The organism is Azospirillum brasilense (genome assembly GCF_008365405.1).
GTDB classification, from domain to species: domain Bacteria; phylum Pseudomonadota; class Alphaproteobacteria; order Azospirillales; family Azospirillaceae; genus Azospirillum; species Azospirillum brasilense_D.
In genome coordinates this window covers 451,424-469,752 of record NZ_QOKV01000001.1, presented here as the reverse complement: position 1 = coordinate 469,752, position 18,329 = coordinate 451,424, and the positions used below count along the sequence as shown (strand labels likewise).

Below are 18,329 nucleotides of genomic sequence, written 5' to 3'. Positions count from 1 at the left end.
CCGATGGAAAGGGGCTTTTTCGTGGAAGAGCAGGGTCAGGCCGCGGGCTTGCGCGGTGGATTGACCGGCGCCATCAGCGCCGAAAAACGTTGATCCATGGATTGCAGCCACGTCAGCATGATGGACATCTGCCCCTTCAACTCGCGGAGGTCGCCCTCCATGGCGCGCTGACGCTCGCCATCAATCCGTTGGGTGGCGATGATCTGGTCAAGCTTCGACAGGATTTCCGATTCACGGTCCATCACCGAATCCCCTGGGACGCATGCATTCCGATGCAAAACCCTAACACGACTTCCCGCTCCGGTCGAATCCGGAGAAAGACCTAGTTGATCGCCGCGCTCTGCTTGCCGCGGTAGTTCTTCAGGAACTTCTGGAACACGTCCACCTCGGCGACGCGGGAGCGGACGGTGTTGACGTCGATCAGGCCCAATGCCTGTTCCGGCCTGGTCAGCACGCGGAAGGCGTCGGCGTCGGGACCGTTGGTCATCGCCGAGCCGAACTCCTTGCGCAGCAGGTTCAGGTTCGTGCCGTCCCCGGCCAGCGCCAGCGCCACCGCGCGGTTCAGGACGAGCTGCGAGGTCGCCGGGTTGATCGGCTGGGTCGGGGGCGGGGGCGGGCCGATCAGCTTGTTCAGCGCGAAGGCCGCGGCTTCCCACTTCTGGGCGCGCCACGCGATGTCCACCCGCAGCGAGTTGGCCGGCTTGCTGTCGTCCTCGGAGAGCAGCAGCAGCGCTTCGTCGCCACGGCCCAACTCGGCCAGAGCCTTGGCCTGCATCAGGCGGCGCTCGCCCACCAGATCCGCCGGCAGGTTCGGCACGTTGGACAGCTCCAGCGCGCGCAGCGCGTCCTCCGGCTTGTTGTCGAGCAGGCGGACGGAGGCGAGCCGGGTGCCAACCTGCGCCTTGTCCTCGCCGGACAGGCGGTATTCCACCTGATGCTGCAACAGGTCGGCGGCACGGTTCAGCAGATCCACGGAGATCAGCCGTTCGGCAAGCTGCCGGATCACCTCGTCGCCCGCCTCTCCCACCGGAGTCAGCTCACGGAACTGGTCGTAGAGCTGGAGCGCCTCGATCGTCGGCAGCTTCTGTGCCCCGTCCTTGTAAAGGTCGGCGAAGATGCGCGACATCTCGCGGGTGATCTCCTCCGCCCGTGGGGTGTCGGCGACCAGGGCGGCGGTATCCTTCATGGCGTTGAAGCCATCGGCGTACTGGCCGGCGGCGATCAGCACCTCGCCCATGCGCTGGCGGATCTGCATTTCCAGCTCGTCGCCGCGCCACGTGAAGGTCAGGCCGGCCAGTTGCTCCGCCGCCGCGGGCGGTGACATGCGGCCTTCGGCCAGTTGCAGGTTCACCAGCGCCAGCCCGGCCTTGGCCCGGTAATAACGGTCGAGGCTGTTGTAGGAGGCGGTCAGCTGCTCCAGCGCCCGCTCCGGCTCGTTGGCCTGGGCGTAATAGAGGCCGCGGAGATACTGGACGTCGGGCCGCTCCTCCGCATCCGTGCCGCCGCGCTCGACGATGCGGTCGAGCAGCCGCTTGGCGAAGGGTGCGTCGCCGGTCTTCAGCGCGGCCTCGGCGGCGCGGGCTGCCAGCTTGGTCAGGATCGGGTCGGGGTAGGAATTCAGGATCGGCGCCGCCGCCTTGAAACCGGCCTGGGCCGCGGGCCAATCGTTGCGGTCCGCCGCGATGGCGGCGCGCCACAGCGCGGCCTCGCCGTTGTTGGCGAGATTCGGGTGGGCGAAATCCTCCGCCGCGGCGTCGGTGTTTCCCGCCAGGAACCGCGCGGCCCCGCGCAGCGCGCGGAATTCCGGCCAGCCTTCCAGGTCGGGCTGGGCCTCCTGCAGCACGTCCATCATGCCGATGGCCTCCTGCCCGAAGCCGTTCGCCAGATAAAAACGGGCGAGGTCGAGCTGGGCGCGGGGCCGTTCGGAATCCGGCGCGTTGACGATGTTGAGCTGAAGGTTCTGCCGCGCCTCGGTGTAATGGTCGAGGTCGCCCTTCTTCCAGGCCGGCAGATCGAACAGGCGGCGTCCGGACGGCACCGGCTTCGGATCGGTGGGCGGAGTCAGCGTGTTGGACGCGCCGCCAGGGGACGGCTTCGGCGGAAGCGACGCCGTCTGCGATGCGGCCGGGCGGCTTCCGGCGTCGGCCATGGGCGACAGGTGGAGGCCCCCGGCCGCGGTCACCTCCACCCCCTCCTTGACCGGACGCACGGTGACGGCGTCGGCGATCGGCCGCACGACGACGCCCTGATAGCTGGGCAGGAGTTCCAGGTCGGCGTAGCGGTGCGATTCGGGAACGGCGTTGCCGGGAACCGGCAGCGGAACGATCTGGAGACGGTCGCCGACGTCGGGGTCGGACAGCGTCACCACGGTCGCCGCGTCCGCGGCGCGCACCAGCAGACGGGCGCCCAACAGGAAATCCGGTTCCGGATCGATCTTCAGCTCGAAGGGCGGCGTGCCGGTCAGGCGGCTGGTCGGCGTGATCTTCCAGCTCGTCCCCTGCCGTTCGATCTTCGGCCAGACCAGCGGACCGATCCGGGTGCGGAAGGCGCTCCCCCCGGTGGCCGGAACCGGCTCGATCGCGCCGACCGTTCCGGCTCCGCCACCGATGGCCTTACCGGCGCCGATGGGCAGGGGCTTGTCGAACACGATGTAGAGATGCCCGGCGCGCGGGTAGACCGCGATGGACGCCGGGCCACCCGCGTCGAAGACCAGGGTCGGCCCCTGCGGCTCGGCTTTCGCCGGATCGGGTTTGGCGGCGTCGGCTTTGGCGGTTTCGGGCTTCGCGGGCGCGGCCGCGACCTCCTTCGCCGGGGGCGGCGCCGCAACCGGCTTGGCGGCGGCCGGGGGTGTTGCCGCAGGCGGTGGCGCTGCGGCTTCGGCGGAGGGCGGACGCACGGTGGTCGTGGTGGCGCCGGGTGGCGGCGCACTCGCCGCATCGCTCGTCGGCAGACCGGCGCGCGTGCCTGGATTCTGCACGTCGATCACCACGGAGCGGCCCGACTTGCTGTCCTTGACCTCGGCGTCCTGCGGCACGGCGAAGGTGACGGCCAGCGCGCCGTTGGCCTGCCGGAACTGCTCGACATTCTGGATGTTGCGCAGCGCCGTCCTGGCCACGGGCGCCAGATCGGCGGTGCCGTTGCGGTCGAACAGCAGCGTAGCCGACGCGCCGTCGCGGCGCAGCGTGTAGTTGGCGCCCTCCGGCCAGGTGAAGGACAGGCGGCTTTGTTCCGGCGTATCGGCCGCGCTGACCGTCACCCGCCCTGCGGAACGCGCCGGAGCGGGTGCGGCCGGTGTCTCGGCCTTAGCGGCTGGAGCGGGGGGTTGGGTTGGCGTCTGGCTCTGGGCCTGGGCCTGGGCCTGGGCCGGCGCCTCCGCGGCGGGGGTCAGGTCGAGCGCCACGGCGTTGCCGTTGCGGAAGCTCTTCACCGTCACCGGCCGCTTCAGGTCGAAGGTCACCGTCTTGCCGTCGCCGCCGATCCTCACCCCGGACAGATAGCCGGGCAAGGCCGACACCGCACGGTCCAGCGCCGCGTTGATCGGCTCGTCGAAGCGGACGATCAGCGTGTTGCCCTCCACCGACGCGCTGTAGCCGGTCTGGCGCGGCCAGTCGAAAACCATGCGCCCGAAGGTCTTGTGGGTGGCGGCGCGCACCGGAACGTCGACGGCCCAGGCAGCGGGCGAGACGGCGACCTGGGCGGCGAGCAGAGCCGTGGCGGCCACGAAGCCGCTCAGCCAGCGCCGATATGCCCTGCCCCGCCCCATCCGTTTCACTCCTCCGGCTCCGCATCGGTGGCCGCCCCGGACACGGGCGGCCCCGCCGTCTCCTCGCGCACCACCACATCGACCCGCGCCCCGCCGGGCACCGGATCGATGCCGGGCGCTTCGCTCATCAGGCTGCGCGCCACGAGGTCGCGCTTGTAGCCCGTCTCGCGCAGCAGCGCCGCAACGGCAACCGCGCGCGTCAGGGCGCGTTCCCAGGCCAGCCCCGCGGACTGGTCCTCCCGCTCGGCGTGGCCGACCACCTCGATCCGGTTGCCGATCCGGCCCACCGCCGCGCCCAGCAGATACAGCACGCGCCGCCCCTGGTCGGTGAAGCTGCCGCCGGTCGGATCGAACATCACATGGGCCGGCAGGCCGATCACCACGCGGTCGTCCTCCCGCCGCACCTCCACCGCCGCCAGATCCTCGTTGGCCGCGGTCTGGGTACGAAGCAGGGCGCTGAGATAATCCAGGTTGATCGCCGAATATGACTCCACCGTGGCGGCGTTGAAAGCGGCCTTCGGCTCGGGCGGCGTTGCGGAGGGCGTCACCGCGGTGGAGCGGGCCGACGACAGCGACTTGACCAGCCCGGTCCAGCGCTGCGCCTCCGGCTCGCTCATCGAATACATCAGAACGAAGAAGGCGAGCAGCAGCGACATCAGGTCGGTGAAGCTGATCAGCCAGATCGTCCGGTTGTGGCCGCCGCTCTTGTCCTCGGCCTTGGGCAGCTTGGGGAGGCGGATCATCGGCGCCCTCCCCCCGGCAGATCGTCCATGGCGCGCAGGCTGAACAGCAGGCGGACGGCCCCCGGCGCGCCGCGCTCGATGCCCACCGTCACCGCGTCCGCCGGCGCCCCATCGGCGATCAGCAGCCGGGCCAGCGCGCCGGCCCGCACCACCGGGCCGGGCGGCTGGCTGGGTCCGCCCGCCGGGCCGATGGACAAAAGCGCGTCCAGCTCGATCCGCTCGCCGGGACGGTTCTGCAGCAGCGCGTCGGCCACCCGGTCGATCAGGCCGATGCGATCCGGGCGCAAGTCGGCCGTGCCGGGCAGGAACAGCTCGTCGGCGGGCAGGCGCACCTCCAGCAGGCGACCCGGCGTGACGCTGTCCACCTTCGCCACGGCGATGGCGGTGGCGAACAGATTGCCCAGACCGTCCAGCCGCTGCACGGCGAAGACGGTGCCGGCGCGCGAGGCCAGCGGGTCCGCCGGTTCGCGCAGGCGGGGGTCGATGTAGAAGGCGGGGAAGCTGCGCTCCAGCGACACCAGAACCGTGCGCACCCGCTGGGCGGTCTGCACGGACTGGGCGTTCAGAACGATGAAGAAGACGAGCAGCAGCAGGAACAGCGACAGCAGAAGCACGACGCTTCCGTTGTTCGGGTTCGGCCGGCTGCCCGACAGGTCCGGCTTCCTGTGGCCGGGCGCAGCCATGGGATTAGTCGAAGCTCGCCAGCAGACGGTCGATCTCGTCCTGGTCCATGGCGGCGCTGGTCATCTGCGGCCCGTGCAGCAGCCCGGCCTCGGGATCGTCCGCCGGACGGTCGGTGGCGAAGTTCGGCGACGAATCGGTGTGAACCTCGGCCGCGGCGACCGCGGCGGCGGGGCGGGTGTGGTTCTGCCGGACTTCGTCGCCGAAGGCCGCGACGATCATGTCCACCTTCGATTCGATGTGCTTCAGCGTGCGCACGACCTTGGAAATGCGCTGGCCGGTGATGTCCTGGAAGTTGCAGGCCTCGAAGATCTTGGTCACCTGCTCGGTCAGCTTCGCGGAGTTCTCCGGGTCGATCTGGCCGGAAATGCCGGTGATGACGTCGCAGGCGTCGAAGATGGCGAAGGTCGCCTGCTCCGTGGCGCCGACGACGGCGTCCAGCTCATCGGTGGCGTTGGGGATGTGCTGGTCGCGGATTTCCGCGGGCTGGAGCGCCGCCAGCTCATGCTTGGCGCTCTCGATGAAGCGTGCGAGATCCACCACCTCCTTGTACAGGCGCAGGTCGGTGGCGGAAATGTCGCCGTCCATGCTGCCGAGGATGGAGCGGACGATGTCCGTCACCTCCTCGCGGCTCAGCGGCTGGGCCGCTTCCGCATGGGCGGCGTCGAGCTGCTGGCGCAGGAGCTTCTGGTCGGCGAGCAAGGGGGAAACGGGCGGGGCCATGTGCGTTCCGATGTGAGCGTTCCGTGGTCTTGTCCGGCCTGCGTGCGATCGGGTGCGTCGGCCGGCCCGGACGCAGACGCCGGAAGCGGGTTCGACCCAACCTCGCGTCCTCGCACGGCCGCCGCCGACTCGGAGCCTCGTCAGCCTTTCCAACCCTAGTTTCGCTCGGTTAACACGCCGTTAAGCGCCTGAAACGTCGCAACGCAAAGACGGGACGGAATCGCCCAACCGGAAGGAAAGCGGAAGCGTTGTTCTGCGCCCGCGCGCCTTCGACCAACGCTTGCCATTGTCGAACTTTAAAGAGAGCTGCGGCAATTTGTTTCAATCCGAGTCCGCAAACGAACAAAGGGCCGCCTTGGGGGCGGCCCTTCTTCACCGTTGCACCGTGCGACTGTTCCGTCAGGCTGGTGCGCCAATGAAACAGTCAGGGGTGAAACGTTCCGGTAAAACAGTCCCGGCGGTCAGCTGCCGCTGCTCCGCCCGCCACCATGGCTGTGTTCGCCGCCCTTGCGGCCCGCTTCCGATGCACGTTCCGGATCGTTCTTGAAGTTGCCGCCGGACGCCTGACCACCCTTGTGGCCGGCTTCCGACGCACGCTCCGGATCATTCTTGAAGTTGCCGCCGGACGCCTGACCACCCTTGTGGCCGGCTTCGGAGGCGCGCTCCGGGTCGTTCTTGAAGTTGCCGCCGGAAACCTGGCCGCCCTTGTGGCCGGCTTCAGCCGCACGTTCCGGATCGTTCTTGAAGTTGCCGCCGGAGTGCTGACCACCCGAGCTACGGCCCTGGTTCTGGTCGTTCATCTTGTCTCCTTCCTTCTTGTTGTTGGGCAAACTTGCGTTGCCCGAACACGCCGGAGCCAACATGAACCGAAGCCGACCGTTGCAGGCCTTCTACCATCCTGACAGTACGTGTACGTATATTCAGTAGATGCGCCGGCGGCGGCGGGTATGGCCAACCGCACAGTCATACCCGCCTTCCCGCCACCTCAACCAAAGAGCGTATTCAGTTCCTCGGTGCCGCGGGCACACCGCGCCGCTCGATGAGCGCGGAGGTCAGCTCCTTGGCCTTCAGCGGGTCCATCGCGGCCAGGATCGGCGCCGTCTTGGTTTCCTTCATCTTCTCCACCACCCCCAGCAGGACCGGCATGTCCAGCTCCTCGAAGATGCGGGCGGCCTCCTTGGGCTTCATCGTCTCGTAGATCTTCACGAGGCTCTCGAGCTGGGCGGTCTGCTTCTCGTCGCCCTGGCGCATCAGCTTCTGAATGTCGGTGCGGACCTTGTCCATCTCCTGCACCTTCTGATCGATGCGCTTCTCGGCGGCGGTCAGCAGGGCCTCGCGCTGCTCCAGCTCCTTGGTGCGGCGCTCGATCTCGGCGCGGCGCTCGGCGAAGTGCTGGAGTAGCTCCTCGTTCTTCACCGGGCCGAGGGCGGCGTTGTCCGGCGGCGTCGGGTTGGGCGGCGCGCCGTTGCTGGACCCGCCCTGGGCCGGAGCCGGTTCGGACGAGGGCTTGGCGCCGTTGGCGGCGAGTTGCATCGGCGGGGCCGGAACGGCGCTCTGTCCCTGCGCCAGGGTCGCCGGGAACTCCGGCAGGCGGGCGTCGCGCGTGGTGATCCGCCACAGGTCGCCGACGCGCACCCCCAGCATCAGGACGGCGACGAAGATGGTCAGCGGCAGGATTCGGAACCGCCACGCCTTCATCTTCTCGCGCATGCGCTCCGACAGCGGGCGGCGCGGAACGGCGGGCTTGCGCTTGGCCTTGGGCTTCAGCTTGGCCTTCGGCTTCGCTTTGGCCGCGGCTTGTACGGCGGGTTGCGCGGCACCCTGGGCCGGCGGTTGGCCGGCAACGCTCGGGCTGGTGCGTACGCCGGTCGGGGTGGCCCCGGCTGGGCGGATCACGACCTTGGGCTCCCCGCCCGTTGCGGCGGCCGCGCCCTTTGCGGTGGTGGTGGCGTCGCTCATCCGACCCCCTTGCCGGCGTTCTCGATGGCTTGCAGAAGTTCACGTTCGGCACGGGACAGGCTCTCGCCCTCGCGCAGGATGGGATCGGGCGCCGGTGCCGGGCGGCGCGACAGCGCATCGGCCCGCATCGGATCGGCGCGCAAGGGATCTGCGCGCAGCGGCTCGTTCCGGAAGGCGGCCGAGCGCAGCGGCGGCAGGTCGTCGTGATCGTCGTGATCGATGAGACCGTCGTCGTGCAGATCGTGATCGTCGTGATCGTGGTCGCCGTGATCATGATGGCCGTGACCGTGATCGTCCTCGACGATCGGGCGCGGGGCCGCGATCGGGCGCGAGGCGACGGGCGGACGGGTGGACAGGCCGGGGCGGGCCGCCGGACGCACCGCCGGCCCCGATTTCGGCCGCTCCCCGCCGACGTTGCCCAGCCGGTTCGCCATGGCGTCGGCGGCCTCGATCATGAATTCCAGCTCGTCGCGCAGGGTCTGCGCCTTGGCGACCGTGCGTTGAAGGTCTTCGCCGGTCTCGTGGGCCGTCTTCTTCAGACCGCGCACGCCGGTTTCGGCGCGCGACATGGCCTCGTTCAGGCCGCGCACCAACTCGGCCATCTCGCCGCGGCTCTCGCGCAGCTTGATGATCTGCCGGTTGAGGATGATCGCGTAGGCGATGGTCGCGGCCAGCAGCCCCACCATCACCAGATCGAGGACGAGCGTGAGGGTCGGGCTCATAGCCGCATGACCTCCTGCTTGGGCAGCTCCCGCTCGATCCGCACGGCGATGTGCCCGCCCTTGCGGCCCATGCGGCCTTGGAACATGGAAACGTCGCCGCAGCGCAGCTCGATGGTGCCGTCCGGCGTGGCGTTCAAAAGGATTCGCGTGCCGACGCGCCAGTTCAGCACATCGTGCAGGGTCATCGTCACCTCGTCCAGCACCGCGGAGATGTCCACGTCGGCGACCAGCAGTTCCGAGGCGAGGTGGGTTTCCCAGATCGAGTCGCGGCCGAACCTCTCACCCATGAACATCTGGAGCAGAAGCTCGCGCACCGGCTCCAGCGTCGCGTAGGGGATCATCAGCTCCAGGCGGCCGCCGCGATCCTCCATGTCGATGCGCAGCTTGACCAGCACCGCCGCGTTGGCCGGGCGCGCGATGGTCGCGAAGCGCGGGTTGGTCTCCAACCGGTCGAAGCGGAAGGTGACGGGCGACAGCGGGTCGAAGGCGGCGGACAGGTCGGACAGCACCACATGGACCATGCGCTCCACGAGGTTGCGCTCGATGGTCGTGTAGGGACGGCCTTCGATGCGCATCGCCGCGGTGCCGCGCCGTCCGCCCAGCAGCACGTCCACGATGGAGTAGATCAGCGCCGAGTCCACGACCATCAGGCCGTAGTTGTCCCACTCCTCCGCCTTGAAGACGGACAGCATCGCCGGCAGCGGAATGGAGTTCAAATAGTCGCCGAAGCGCACCGAGGAGATCTGGTCGAGGCTGACCTCGACGTTGTCGGAGGTGAAGTTGCGCAAGGACGTGGACATCATGCGGACGAGGCGGTCGAAGACCACCTCCAGCATGGGCAGGCGTTCGTAGTTGACCAGCGCCGAGTTGACCAGCGCCATGATGCCGGAGTTGTCGCCGTCCCCGGCCCCGCCCTGGTCGAAGCCGAGCAGGCTGTCGATCTCGTCCTGGTTCAGGACGCGGGTCGAACCGCCGCCGCCCATGTCCGCCATGTCGCCCATGTCGCCGCCGTCTTCGGCGAGGGCGGCCCATTCGGCGGCAAGGCGTTCTTCTTCGCTCAGTTCCTCGGTGTTGCTCATGGCCCGTTTCCGCCGCCCCTACTGGACCAGCATTTCCTTGAACAGAACGTCCTTGACCTTCACCGGATGGGCCGACGCGGTGATCCGCATCAGCAACTCCTGGCGCAGGCGGTACATGCCGGCCGACCCCTTCAGATCCTCCAGTCGCAATTCGCGCAGATAGACCTGGAAATTGTCGATGATGCGCGGCAGCACATGCTCGATCGCCGGTATGTCCTCACCCTTCGAAAGCTGGATCGAAATCTTGATCTTCAGGAAGGCCGGGCGCTTGCCGGCGCTGTTCAGGTTCACCAGCATGTCCGGCAAGTCGTAGAAGACCGGGGCGGCGTGCGGATCGGGCTGCGCCGGTTCCGCCGGCACCTCCGCGTGCTCCTCCTTCTTGCCGAGCAGCGAATCGAGCAGGCCGCTGAAGTAGACGCCCGCCCCGGCGCCGATCAGCAGCACCAGCGGCAGGATGACGAACAGGACCAGTTTCTTGCCGCTGAATTTCTTGCGCGGCAGGCCATCGGTCGGGACGTCGTCTTCAGCGTGCGCGGTCATGGAATCCTAAGCGCGAGCGGTGGCGGAGCGTGGCCTTACCAGCGCAGCAACCCTATCTTTCGGATAGTTAACAAAGCCTTTCAGGCACGGTCCGGGGCTGTGACAGAAGCGCAACCACAGACAGCGGCACGGTTCTTGATTGGGGCATCGCCGGAGATCCCCGTCAACCGAGGAGCGAACGCCCGAGCCACGCCCGCAATCCCCTTCCGCAGCACCCTTCCCCGCCTCGTCGGCCGACCGTCCGCCCGCTTCCGGCCGACGGAGCGGCCTTGTGTGACCCGCGCGCGATTCGCGCCGCGGCAACGGGACGCTTTTGCCCGGCAGCGGGCGGCAGCCCTTGCCAGCCCACCGGCAGTTCTTGCCCGGCAGGCGCTTCCATGGCGGCGGCGGCGGCCATCAATGCCGCCCTTCCGGCTCTTCTCGGCGTTGGCACGCACCGTGCATTGCCGTTTGTGCCGGTCGGGACGCTCCCCCCGGCCCGATTGGAAAAGAGGTCGCCGATGGAAAACCCGATCTACGTGTCCCTGTCGCGCCAGCTCACCCTGCGCCGCCAGTTGGACGTGATCTCGAACAACATCGCGAACATGAACACCACGGGCTTCAAGCAGCAGCGCATGCTGTTCACGGAGTTCCTGGAGCGTCCGGGCATGCACGAGCAGGTCAGCTTCGTGCAGGACCGCGCCGTGGTGCGCGACCTCTCCGCCGGCGGAATGATGCAGACCGGCAATTCGCTGGACCTGGCGCTGACCGGTCACGGCTATTTCACGGTCGATACGGCCAGCGGCCCCCGCTACACCCGCGCCGGCAACTTCCGCCTGAACGACCAGCGCCAGATCGTCGACGGCGGCGGCCTGCCGGTCCTGGGCGACAACGGCCAGCCCCTGGCCATCCCGAACGGCACCAGGGACATCATGGTGTCCGGCGACGGCACCGTCTCGACCGAGCTGGGTCCGGTGGGCCGGCTGAACATCGTCACCTTCCGCAACGAGCAGCTGATGACCGAGGTCGGTGCCGGCCTCTACGTCAGCGACGAGGAGCCGCAGGCGGCTCCCGCCGATACGAAGGTGGCACAGGGAATGCTTGAGAATTCGAACGTGAAGCCGGTGGTGGAGATGACGGCGCTGATCGAGATCCAGCGTCAATACCAGTCCAACCAGAAGCTGATCGAGAGCGAGCACGAGCGCATCCGCAGCGCCGTCCAGAAGCTGGGCCGCACGGCCTGATCGACCGCGTACAAGGAGTAAGGAACCATGCGCAGCCTCGCCATCGGCGCCACCGGCATGATCGCCCAGCAGTTGAACGTCGAGACCATCTCGAACAACATCGCCAACGCGACGACGACCGGCTTCAAGAAGCAGCGGGCCGAGTTCCAGGACCTGCTGTACCAGAACTTCCGCCGCATCGGCTCCACCTCATCGGACGCCGGCACCATCGTGCCGACCGGCGTGCAGGTGGGCGCCGGCGTGCGCGTCGCCGCGGTGGCCCGCGTGCTGGAGCAGGGCAACCTGACCGTCACCGACAACAAGCTGGACGTCGCCATCAACGGCTCCGGCTATTTCCAGGTGCAGCTCCCCAGCGGCGACACGGCCTACACCCGCGCCGGCAATTTCAAGCTGTCGCCGGAGGGCATCATCGTCACCGCCGACGGCTATCCGGTGCAGCCGGCGATCACCATCCCGGCGGAAGCCGTCGATGTCGCCATCAACGCTTCGGGCGAGGTGATGGTGAAGCTGGACGGCCAGGTGGCCCAGCAGAATGTCGGCCAGCTCCAGCTCGCCACCTTTGCCAACGCCGCCGGCCTGGAAGCCGTCGGCGACAACCTGTTCCTGCAGACTGGCGCGTCGGGCGAGGCGGTCGGCGGCAACCCCGGCGCTCCCGGTTTCGGCCGCGTGGTGCAGGGCGCGCTGGAGACCTCCAACGTCAACATCGTGCAGGAGATCACCACCCTGATCTCCGCCCAGCGCGCCTACGAGATGAACTCCAAGGTCATCAAGACCACCGACGAGATGATGCAGCAGGCCTCGCAGCTCCGCTGATCCCGACACCGTCGTAAGGCCCGTTTCTCCAAGGCTGGTTTTTGCAAGGACATTCCGCCATGCCCCGCCCCGCCCTCCGCATCCTCGGCACCGCCCTTCTCGCCGCCGCGATTGTCAGCGGCCCGGCGGCCCTTGCCCAGACAATGGACGGCACCGCTTCCGCGGCGGCGGCGGTGGTCTACAGCCCGGCCCATGTCGAGGCGGTGCTGTCCGACGCGCTGTCCCGCCAGATCACCACGGGCCGCCTGCAGATGGAGATGGACAACCGGGCGGTGGAGCTGCGCGCCCCGGCGGGCGCCGGCAGCCTGACGGTGGAGAACCTCTACTACAACCCGGTGCAGGGCCGCTTCGCCGCGGAGATGATCGTCGCCGACACCCGTCCGGTCGTGCGCCTTCCGGTGTCGGGCCGCGCCTATGGCGTGGTCCAGGTGCCGGTCCTGGCGCGGCGCATCGCGCCCGGCGACGTGATCGGCCCCGGCGACGTGGATTGGCAGGACGTGCGCGCCGACCTCGCCGGCAGCGACATCGCCGCCACCGACGCCCAACTCATCGGCCTGACGCCGCGGCGCGGCGTTCCCGTGAACCAGCCCGTGCGGCTGCGCGACCTCCAGTCGCCGCGGGTCGTGGACAAGGGCTCGCTGGTCACCATCACGCTGGCCACCGAGAACCTGACCCTGTCGGTCCAGGGCAAGGCCCTGCAGGACGGCGGCCGGGGCGACGTGATCCGCGTCATCAACACCCAGTCGAACCGCATCCTCGAGGCGACCGTCGCCGGCCCCAGCATCGTCGCCGTGGCAAAGCCCGGCCTCACCGCGAAGTAAGGAGAAAGCTCCATGTCCGCCTTCAGGATGTCCGCCCCCACGAACACCGCCCGCATGGCGTTCCGCTTCGCTCTGCTCGCCGCCGTCGCCGCCGGCCTTCCCGCCTGCAACGCCATGTCGCGCGTGGCGGACATCGGCTCCGCTCCGGAACTCACCAAGATCAAGGACCCGCAGGCGCAGCCCGGCTACCAGCCCGTCAGCCTGCCGATGCCCACCCCGCTGCCGACGGAGCGCAACCCGAATTCCCTGTGGCGGACCGGCGCCAAGGCCTTCTTCAAGGACCAGCGCGCGGCCAAGGTCGGCGACCTGCTGACCGTCGACATCCAGATCAACGATCAAGCCCAGCTCAACAACCAGACCACCCGCACCCGCGGCAATTCCGAGAAGGCCGGCATGCCGAGCTTCCTCGGCTTCGAAGGCAAGGCCCTGCAGCGCGCGCTGCCCGACGGGGTGAGCGCCGACAGCCTGCTGGATCTCTCCAGCTCGACCTCCAACGACGGCAAGGGCGCCATCAACCGCAAGGAGCAGATCACCCTGAAGGTGGCCGCGCTGGTCACCCAGTCTCTGCCCAACGGCAACATGGTCATCCAGGGCCGGCAGGAGGTCCGTGTGAACTACGAGGTGCGCGACCTGATCATCACCGGCGTGATCCGGCCCGAGGACATCACCGCGCAGAACACCATCAGCTACGAAAAGGTCGCCGAGGCCCGCATCTCCTACGGCGGACGCGGCCAGATCACCGACGTGCAGCAGCCCCGTTACGGCCAACAGCTGTTCGACATCATCATGCCCTTCTGATCCGAGGGCGTTCGAGAAGGCGAGGCTGAAAAGCACAGGCCATCACACCGGAAGGGAGCGCACATCCCCTTCCGGCCGATTGCCCGGGAGCCTCGGCTTTCTTTCACGCGTGGGCGGGAAGTTTCTGCCGCCCGGCTGTATCTGCCGTGCCCTTCCTGCCGTCCCTCGACGCCCCGTCACCCGTTCCGAGCCAGAAGCGCCTCGCAACGCCGGACGGTGTCCCGCATCTCCTCCAGGATCAGGCGCTGTTCCTCGTTCGCCGCCCGCATGCGCTCCGCATCGGCACGCGCTTGCTCGGCATGAAGCCGGGCCTCCTCGGCGAAACGCCGGGTGGCCTCATGAAGCAGCCGCGCCTGTTCCTCGGCGCTGCGCGCATCCTCCGCCGCGAGCCTGGCCACCTCCGCGGATCGGCGAAGCTCTTCGTCCAGGATGCGCGTCTCCTCGGCGTCCTGCCGCTGCGCCTCGCCGGTGATCCGTCCCTCTTCGGCTATGAGCCGCGCTCCTTCCGCCTCGACATGGCGCTGGAAGCTCGCGGATCGCTCCTCTTCGGCCTCCTCGCGCATCCGTACCGCCCCGGCACGGGCGTCCTCGGCCCTGCTGCGCCGCGCCTCGCTGCGCCGCCGCCAATCCTCCGCATCGGCGTCCTGCGCCTCAGCGCGGTTCACCGGATGATGTGCCTGGGTCATCGGGCCTCCCTTTCAGCAGGCGATGAGACCCTTCCAACGCCTTCTCGGCAGAGCGCAGACGTTCGTCGGACCGGTCCAGCAGACGCTTCCTTCGTGTCTGCATCTCACGGACCAGGGCCTGCAATGTCTCGATCCGCTTCAGGAGTTCCATTCCACCCTCAACAGGCGGTTCTGGCAACCCGCACCAACGGTTCGAGCGGACGGCCACAAGGCTGCGCGGCGAATCGCGCGAAAGCGCCACGCCGAAGGGCGAAGCAGCCATCGGACGGCGTCCTTCATTCGATAGTGGATGGCGACAGGGAGAGGCAGCCCGTTTCCCCGGCTGGCCTGGAACAGTCCCGGCCGATAGATTGACGGCTCCTTGCAGCGGGCTCGCGGCCGGCCCGAGCGAACCAAGCTCCGACAGAGGGGCGGGCCGCCCATTCTTCATCTCATGGTCAGGATCCTGCCGACTCCGGGCGCCCCTCCGTCGCCGGCACTCTCCTGTTGACAAGCCCATGCGGTTGAAGACCACTGGCGTCATGGCAACCATTCAAGAAGCGCTGGTCATCGCGCTCGACCACCATCAGGCCGGACGCCCGGCGGAGGCGGAGATCCTGTGTCGGCGCATCCTCGACGCCGACCCGGATCAAGCCGCCGCCTGGCATCTTCTGGGCATCATCCACGCGCAAGCCGGACGCTTCGCCGAGGCCGAGACCCTGCTCGGCGAAGCACTGGCCCGCGCGCCGGGCCCCGACCTGCACCGGCACCGCGCCATGGCCCGGCAGGAAGCCGGCGATCTGGAAGGCGCGGTGGCCGACTACCGGGAAGCTGCGCGGCTGACCCCGGCGATGACCGACGCCTCGCTCAACGCCGGAGTGCTGCTGGAGCGGCTCGGACGCTACGGAGAGGCGCTGGACGCCTACAGGGCCGCCCTAAAATCCAATGGCGAATCAAACGGCGAATCCAACGGCGCCCACGCCCGCGCCGCCACCCATCTCGGCCGGCTGCTGCTGGCCGGCGGCGACGCGGCGGAAGCGGCAAGCATCCTGGACCGTGCGGTCCGGGCCGACCCCACCCTGCTGGAATCCTGGTACCATTTGGCGGACGCCCGCGCACGGTCCGGCAACGCCACCGGAGCCGAAGCCGCGCGGCGCCGCGCCCTGGCGCTGGCGCCGGATTTCTTCGGCATTCTGGCCCGCGCGCCGGACAGCGGGGACGATCCCGACGCGGCGGCCCGGCGGCTCGGCTGGGCACGGACGCTGGAACCGCAGCGGCCCGAGCCGCTGTGCAACCTCGCCGCCACCCGCTTGCGCCAAGGCCGCTTCGCGGAGGCCGACGCGCTCTACACCGCCCATCTGGAGCGCACTCCCACCGACTCCACGGGCTGGAGCGCGCGGGCGGTCTGCCGGATGGAAGCCGGCGGAACGGACAAGGCCGAAGCCGACGGCCAGCGCGCCCTCGCACTCGACCCGGCGGCGGAGGGCGCCCTGGCCACCCTGTCGGTCCTGCGGAGCCGGCGGGGCGACCCGTTCGCCGCCGGCCTTCTGCACCGGCGGATGCGCCGCTTGGCGAACGGCTCCGCGCCGGCTGGCGACGATGACCTCGACGCGCTGATCCGGGCGACCGCCGAGGCCATGCCCTTCCTGACCGAAGCCTCCCATCCCGAGCGCCGGAACGCCGCGGCACGGAGTTTCAACCCGCATCTGCGCGTCCGCCACCACGACACAGAAACCCGTGACCGCATCACCGCCTTTTGGTCGGGCGCGCCGCTGAACGCCGGGGCACGGCTGGCGCTGCGCTCCATGGTGGCGCAGGGACACCCGGTGCATCTTTTCAGCTACGGGGATCCCACCCTGCTGGGCCGGGTGCCGGACGGCTTGCGGGTGGAGGATGCCGGAACGGTGGTGCCGCACCATGTCTACGACCTGTGCGTCCGCAGCGCCGAGATCCGCTATTTCAGCGACATCTTCCGCTACGCCGCGCTGCACGCCTTCGGCGGCTGGTGGCTGGACACCGACGTCGTCCTGCTGAAGCCGCTGAGCTTCGGCCCCGGCCACCTGTTCTGCTCGCAATGGCACGGCCTGGAGGCCGGCCACGCCCTGGTCGGCGACGCCATCCGCGCGCCGCGGGGATCCGTCCACATGCGCCGGCTGTTCGAGGAGTCGATGCGCATTCTGATGAGCGGCAGCGACCGCCGCTTCGGCGCGGTCGGCCCGCTGCTGCTCAGCCGCTATGTGCTGACCGGGCCGGGACGGGAGTTGCTGGACCGCGTGCTGCCCCCGACGGCCTTCAACGCCGTCGACTGGACGGAGCATTCCTGGCTGGCCGAGAGCAATGGGCGGGCGCTGGCCCTGCTGGCGGACGAGCGGGTCGCCGGTGTGCATTTGTGGAACGGCATGTGGGGTCCCGGCGGCCCGCCGGTTGAGGACGCCGACGCGGAGTCGGTGTTGGGCCGGCTGGCCGATCTGCACGATGCGGACGGCACCCTGTCGGCCCTCGCCGTCCGTTTCCACTCCGACAAGGGCCCCCGCCTGGGCAGCGAGCGGCTGGGGCATCACTACACGCGGGTCTACGACGCGCTGTTCGCCCCACGGCGGTTCGAGGCGCTGCGCATCCTGGAGATCGGCCTGTGCCGCGGCCGGGTCGAGGGGTGGAAGCAGGATGACGTGCCGAGTCTGCGCATGTGGGAGCGCTATTTCCCGAACGCCACCCTCGTCGGGGCGGACATCGAGGATTTTTCGGCCTTCGACGGCGGGCGGGTGACGACCCGGCGCGTCGACCAGGGCGATGCCGACGGTCTGCGGCGTCTCGCCGAGGAGGACGGCCCCTTCGACATCGTCATCGATGACGGCTCCCACGCATCGCGCCATCAGCAGATGACGCTGGCCGCCCTGTTCGGACGGCTGCGCCCGGGCGGGGTTTACGTCATCGAGGATCTGAACTGGCAGCCCTCGGACGTCGAACATCCGGAGGACCGTCTCACGCTCGACGTCCTGCGCGGATTCATGGAGAACGGCCGGATCGACAGCCCGCACATTGCGGCGGCGGAATGCCGCGCCCTCGAATCGGCGATGGGCCGCGTGGAGCTGTACGACAGTCTCAGCGAACTGGTCGGGGCGGAACGCATGGCCGGTCTGGCGGTGATCCACCGCCGCGACGGCAGCTCCTGACGGACGAAAGCCCCCGCCGGGATCGGTGGAGGCTTGCCCGAGGCGCGGCCGGAGACGCGAACAAGCGCCGCGTCAGTCGTCGCGCTGGGTGCGCTCCATGCGCTCGTGCCGCTCCTGGGCTTCCAGGCTCAGCGTCGCGATGGGGCGGGCGTCGAGGCGGCGGACGGAGATGGGCTCCCCCGTTTCCTCGCAGTAGCCGTAGGACCCATCCTGCAACCGTTCCAGCGCCGCGTCGATCTTGGAGATCAGCTTGCGCTCGCGGTCGCGGGTGCGAAGTTCCAGCGCCCGGTCGGTCTCCGCCGACGCGCGGTCGGCGATGTCCGGTTCCTGGATGCCGCCTTCCTGAAGGCTGCTCAGGGTCTCGCTGGATTCGGCCAGCAGCTCCGCGCGCCAGCGCAGCAGCTTCTGGCGGAAATATTCCCGCATCACGGGATTCATGAACTCCTCGTCTTCCGACGGGGTGTAGTTCTTAGGCAGAAGCGGAGACGACATCCGAGAGCATCCAACGCAAAAGGGTGATCCGGGCGGCGCGGAGTATAGGTAGGCGCATCGGCAACCGCAACCCTGCGCTTCGCCTATCGAAGCGCGAACAAGCCCTTGGAGAAGCAAAGTTTTGTGAAAGGTTC

General features: G+C 68.9%; 18 protein-coding genes. 5 read left to right on the top strand and 13 right to left on the bottom strand.

What is annotated here, in order from left to right; genetic code table 11:
• Positions 1-35 precede the first annotated feature (35 nt).
• The 10 genes from DS837_RS02255 to DS837_RS02210 form a co-directional block, all read right to left on the bottom strand.
• Positions 36-242, bottom strand: a complete 207-nt coding sequence (locus DS837_RS02255) for a hypothetical protein (RefSeq protein ID WP_114857532.1) — start codon at positions 240-242, stop codon at positions 36-38.
• Positions 243-322: 80 nt separating this feature from the next.
• The gene (locus tag DS837_RS02250; protein WP_149163224.1) at positions 323-3,763 is read right to left on the bottom strand and encodes a tetratricopeptide repeat protein; all 3,441 of its coding nucleotides are present in this window, start codon (positions 3,761-3,763) and stop codon (positions 323-325) included.
• Between the two features lie 5 nt (positions 3,764-3,768).
• The gene (locus DS837_RS02245; protein WP_035674985.1) at positions 3,769-4,506 is read right to left on the bottom strand and encodes a flagellar motor protein MotB; all 738 of its coding nucleotides are present in this window, start codon (positions 4,504-4,506) and stop codon (positions 3,769-3,771) included.
• Complete coding sequence (locus DS837_RS02240; RefSeq protein WP_247889727.1) at positions 4,503-5,189, bottom strand: hypothetical protein; 687 nt, start codon at positions 5,187-5,189, stop codon at positions 4,503-4,505. The genes DS837_RS02245 and DS837_RS02240 overlap by 4 nt, the downstream gene beginning before the upstream one ends.
• A 4-nt stretch (positions 5,190-5,193) precedes the next feature.
• Positions 5,194-5,910, bottom strand: a complete 717-nt coding sequence (locus DS837_RS02235; protein WP_149163223.1) for a protein phosphatase CheZ — start codon at positions 5,908-5,910, stop codon at positions 5,194-5,196.
• 461 nt (positions 5,911-6,371) lie between these two features.
• Positions 6,372-6,710: a con-10 family general stress protein gene (locus DS837_RS33200; protein WP_137114835.1), complete on the bottom strand. Its 339-nt coding sequence runs from the start codon at positions 6,708-6,710 to the stop codon at positions 6,372-6,374.
• A gap of 202 nt (positions 6,711-6,912) precedes the next feature.
• Positions 6,913-7,869 (bottom strand): MotE family protein, encoded by a 957-nt coding sequence (locus DS837_RS02225; RefSeq protein WP_149163222.1) that lies wholly within the window; start codon positions 7,867-7,869, stop codon positions 6,913-6,915.
• Positions 7,866-8,591 carry a DUF6468 domain-containing protein gene (locus tag DS837_RS02220; RefSeq protein ID WP_149163221.1) on the bottom strand — a complete coding sequence of 242 codons (726 nt, stop codon included), beginning with the start codon at positions 8,589-8,591 and terminating at the stop codon, positions 7,866-7,868. Before DS837_RS02220 ends, DS837_RS02225 begins: the two co-directional genes overlap by 4 nt.
• Entirely contained in the window at positions 8,588-9,670 is a 1,083-nt protein-coding gene (gene fliM / locus DS837_RS02215) for a flagellar motor switch protein FliM (RefSeq protein ID WP_149163220.1), read from the bottom strand. Before fliM ends, DS837_RS02220 begins: the two co-directional genes overlap by 4 nt.
• A gap of 18 nt (positions 9,671-9,688) precedes the next feature.
• Entirely contained in the window at positions 9,689-10,210 is a 522-nt protein-coding gene (locus DS837_RS02210) for a flagellar basal body-associated FliL family protein (RefSeq protein WP_145678397.1), read from the bottom strand.
• A 500-nt stretch (positions 10,211-10,710) separates the two neighbouring features.
• On the opposite strand from DS837_RS02210, the gene flgF reads away from it, so the two are divergent.
• From flgF to flgH, 4 genes are read left to right on the top strand one after another with little or no spacing between them, the layout of a single operon-like run.
• Positions 10,711-11,433 (top strand): flagellar basal-body rod protein FlgF, encoded by a 723-nt coding sequence (flgF, locus tag DS837_RS02205; protein ID WP_149163219.1) that lies wholly within the window; start codon positions 10,711-10,713, stop codon positions 11,431-11,433.
• A 27-nt stretch (positions 11,434-11,460) separates the two neighbouring features.
• Positions 11,461-12,246, top strand: a complete 786-nt coding sequence (flgG, locus tag DS837_RS02200) for a flagellar basal-body rod protein FlgG (RefSeq protein ID WP_035675001.1) — start codon at positions 11,461-11,463, stop codon at positions 12,244-12,246.
• 59 nt (positions 12,247-12,305) lie between these two features.
• Positions 12,306-13,067: a flagellar basal body P-ring formation chaperone FlgA gene (gene flgA, locus DS837_RS02195; protein ID WP_149163218.1), complete on the top strand. Its 762-nt coding sequence runs from the start codon at positions 12,306-12,308 to the stop codon at positions 13,065-13,067.
• Positions 13,068-13,079: 12 nt separating this feature from the next.
• A complete protein-coding gene (gene flgH / locus DS837_RS02190; protein WP_247889726.1) occupies positions 13,080-13,865 on the top strand; it encodes a flagellar basal body L-ring protein FlgH in 786 nt (261 codons plus the stop codon).
• A 176-nt stretch (positions 13,866-14,041) separates the two neighbouring features.
• On the opposite strand, the gene DS837_RS02185 is transcribed toward flgH, so the two are convergent.
• Both DS837_RS02185 and DS837_RS02180 read right to left on the bottom strand, forming a co-directional pair.
• Positions 14,042-14,551: a hypothetical protein gene (locus tag DS837_RS02185; protein WP_149163217.1), complete on the bottom strand. Its 510-nt coding sequence runs from the start codon at positions 14,549-14,551 to the stop codon at positions 14,042-14,044.
• Entirely contained in the window at positions 14,517-14,813 is a 297-nt protein-coding gene (locus DS837_RS02180; protein ID WP_149163216.1) for a hypothetical protein, read from the bottom strand. Before DS837_RS02180 ends, DS837_RS02185 begins: the two co-directional genes overlap by 35 nt.
• 259 nt (positions 14,814-15,072) lie before the next feature.
• On the opposite strand from DS837_RS02180, the gene DS837_RS02175 reads away from it, so the two are divergent.
• The gene (locus tag DS837_RS02175; protein ID WP_170295706.1) at positions 15,073-17,703 is read left to right on the top strand and encodes a tetratricopeptide repeat protein; all 2,631 of its coding nucleotides are present in this window, start codon (positions 15,073-15,075) and stop codon (positions 17,701-17,703) included.
• A gap of 72 nt (positions 17,704-17,775) precedes the next feature.
• Here the strand turns inward: DS837_RS02175 and dksA are convergent, their stop codons facing one another.
• On the bottom strand, positions 17,776-18,195 hold the full coding sequence (gene dksA / locus DS837_RS02170; protein WP_035675009.1) for an RNA polymerase-binding protein DksA: 420 nt from the start codon (positions 18,193-18,195) through the stop codon (positions 17,776-17,778).
• Positions 18,196-18,329: the final 134 nt, after the last annotated feature.

Excerpts from the sequence above, each read along its gene's own strand:
- DS837_RS02255 (WP_114857532.1), bottom strand. The coding sequence starts at position 242 with ATGGACCGTGAATCGGAAATCCTGTCGAAGCTTGACCAGATCATCGCC.
- DS837_RS02250 (WP_149163224.1), bottom strand. The coding sequence starts at position 3,763 with ATGGGGCGGGGCAGGGCATATCGGCGCTGGCTGAGCGGCTTCGTGGCC.
- DS837_RS02245 (WP_035674985.1), bottom strand. The coding sequence starts at position 4,506 with ATGATCCGCCTCCCCAAGCTGCCCAAGGCCGAGGACAAGAGCGGCGGC.
- DS837_RS02240 (WP_247889727.1), bottom strand. The coding sequence starts at position 5,189 with ATGGCTGCGCCCGGCCACAGGAAGCCGGACCTGTCGGGCAGCCGGCCG.
- DS837_RS02235 (WP_149163223.1), bottom strand. The coding sequence starts at position 5,910 with ATGGCCCCGCCCGTTTCCCCCTTGCTCGCCGACCAGAAGCTCCTGCGC.
- DS837_RS33200 (WP_137114835.1), bottom strand. The coding sequence starts at position 6,710 with ATGAACGACCAGAACCAGGGCCGTAGCTCGGGTGGTCAGCACTCCGGC.
- DS837_RS02225 (WP_149163222.1), bottom strand. The coding sequence starts at position 7,869 with ATGAGCGACGCCACCACCACCGCAAAGGGCGCGGCCGCCGCAACGGGC.
- DS837_RS02220 (WP_149163221.1), bottom strand. The coding sequence starts at position 8,591 with ATGAGCCCGACCCTCACGCTCGTCCTCGATCTGGTGATGGTGGGGCTG.
- fliM (WP_149163220.1), bottom strand. The coding sequence starts at position 9,670 with ATGAGCAACACCGAGGAACTGAGCGAAGAAGAACGCCTTGCCGCCGAA.
- DS837_RS02210 (WP_145678397.1), bottom strand. The coding sequence starts at position 10,210 with ATGACCGCGCACGCTGAAGACGACGTCCCGACCGATGGCCTGCCGCGC.
- flgF (WP_149163219.1), top strand. The coding sequence starts at position 10,711 with ATGGAAAACCCGATCTACGTGTCCCTGTCGCGCCAGCTCACCCTGCGC.
- flgG (WP_035675001.1), top strand. The coding sequence starts at position 11,461 with ATGCGCAGCCTCGCCATCGGCGCCACCGGCATGATCGCCCAGCAGTTG.
- flgA (WP_149163218.1), top strand. The coding sequence starts at position 12,306 with ATGCCCCGCCCCGCCCTCCGCATCCTCGGCACCGCCCTTCTCGCCGCC.
- flgH (WP_247889726.1), top strand. The coding sequence starts at position 13,080 with ATGTCCGCCTTCAGGATGTCCGCCCCCACGAACACCGCCCGCATGGCG.
- DS837_RS02185 (WP_149163217.1), bottom strand. The coding sequence starts at position 14,551 with ATGACCCAGGCACATCATCCGGTGAACCGCGCTGAGGCGCAGGACGCC.
- DS837_RS02180 (WP_149163216.1), bottom strand. The coding sequence starts at position 14,813 with ATGGCTGCTTCGCCCTTCGGCGTGGCGCTTTCGCGCGATTCGCCGCGC.
- DS837_RS02175 (WP_170295706.1), top strand. The coding sequence starts at position 15,073 with ATGGCAACCATTCAAGAAGCGCTGGTCATCGCGCTCGACCACCATCAG.
- dksA (WP_035675009.1), bottom strand. The coding sequence starts at position 18,195 with ATGTCGTCTCCGCTTCTGCCTAAGAACTACACCCCGTCGGAAGACGAG.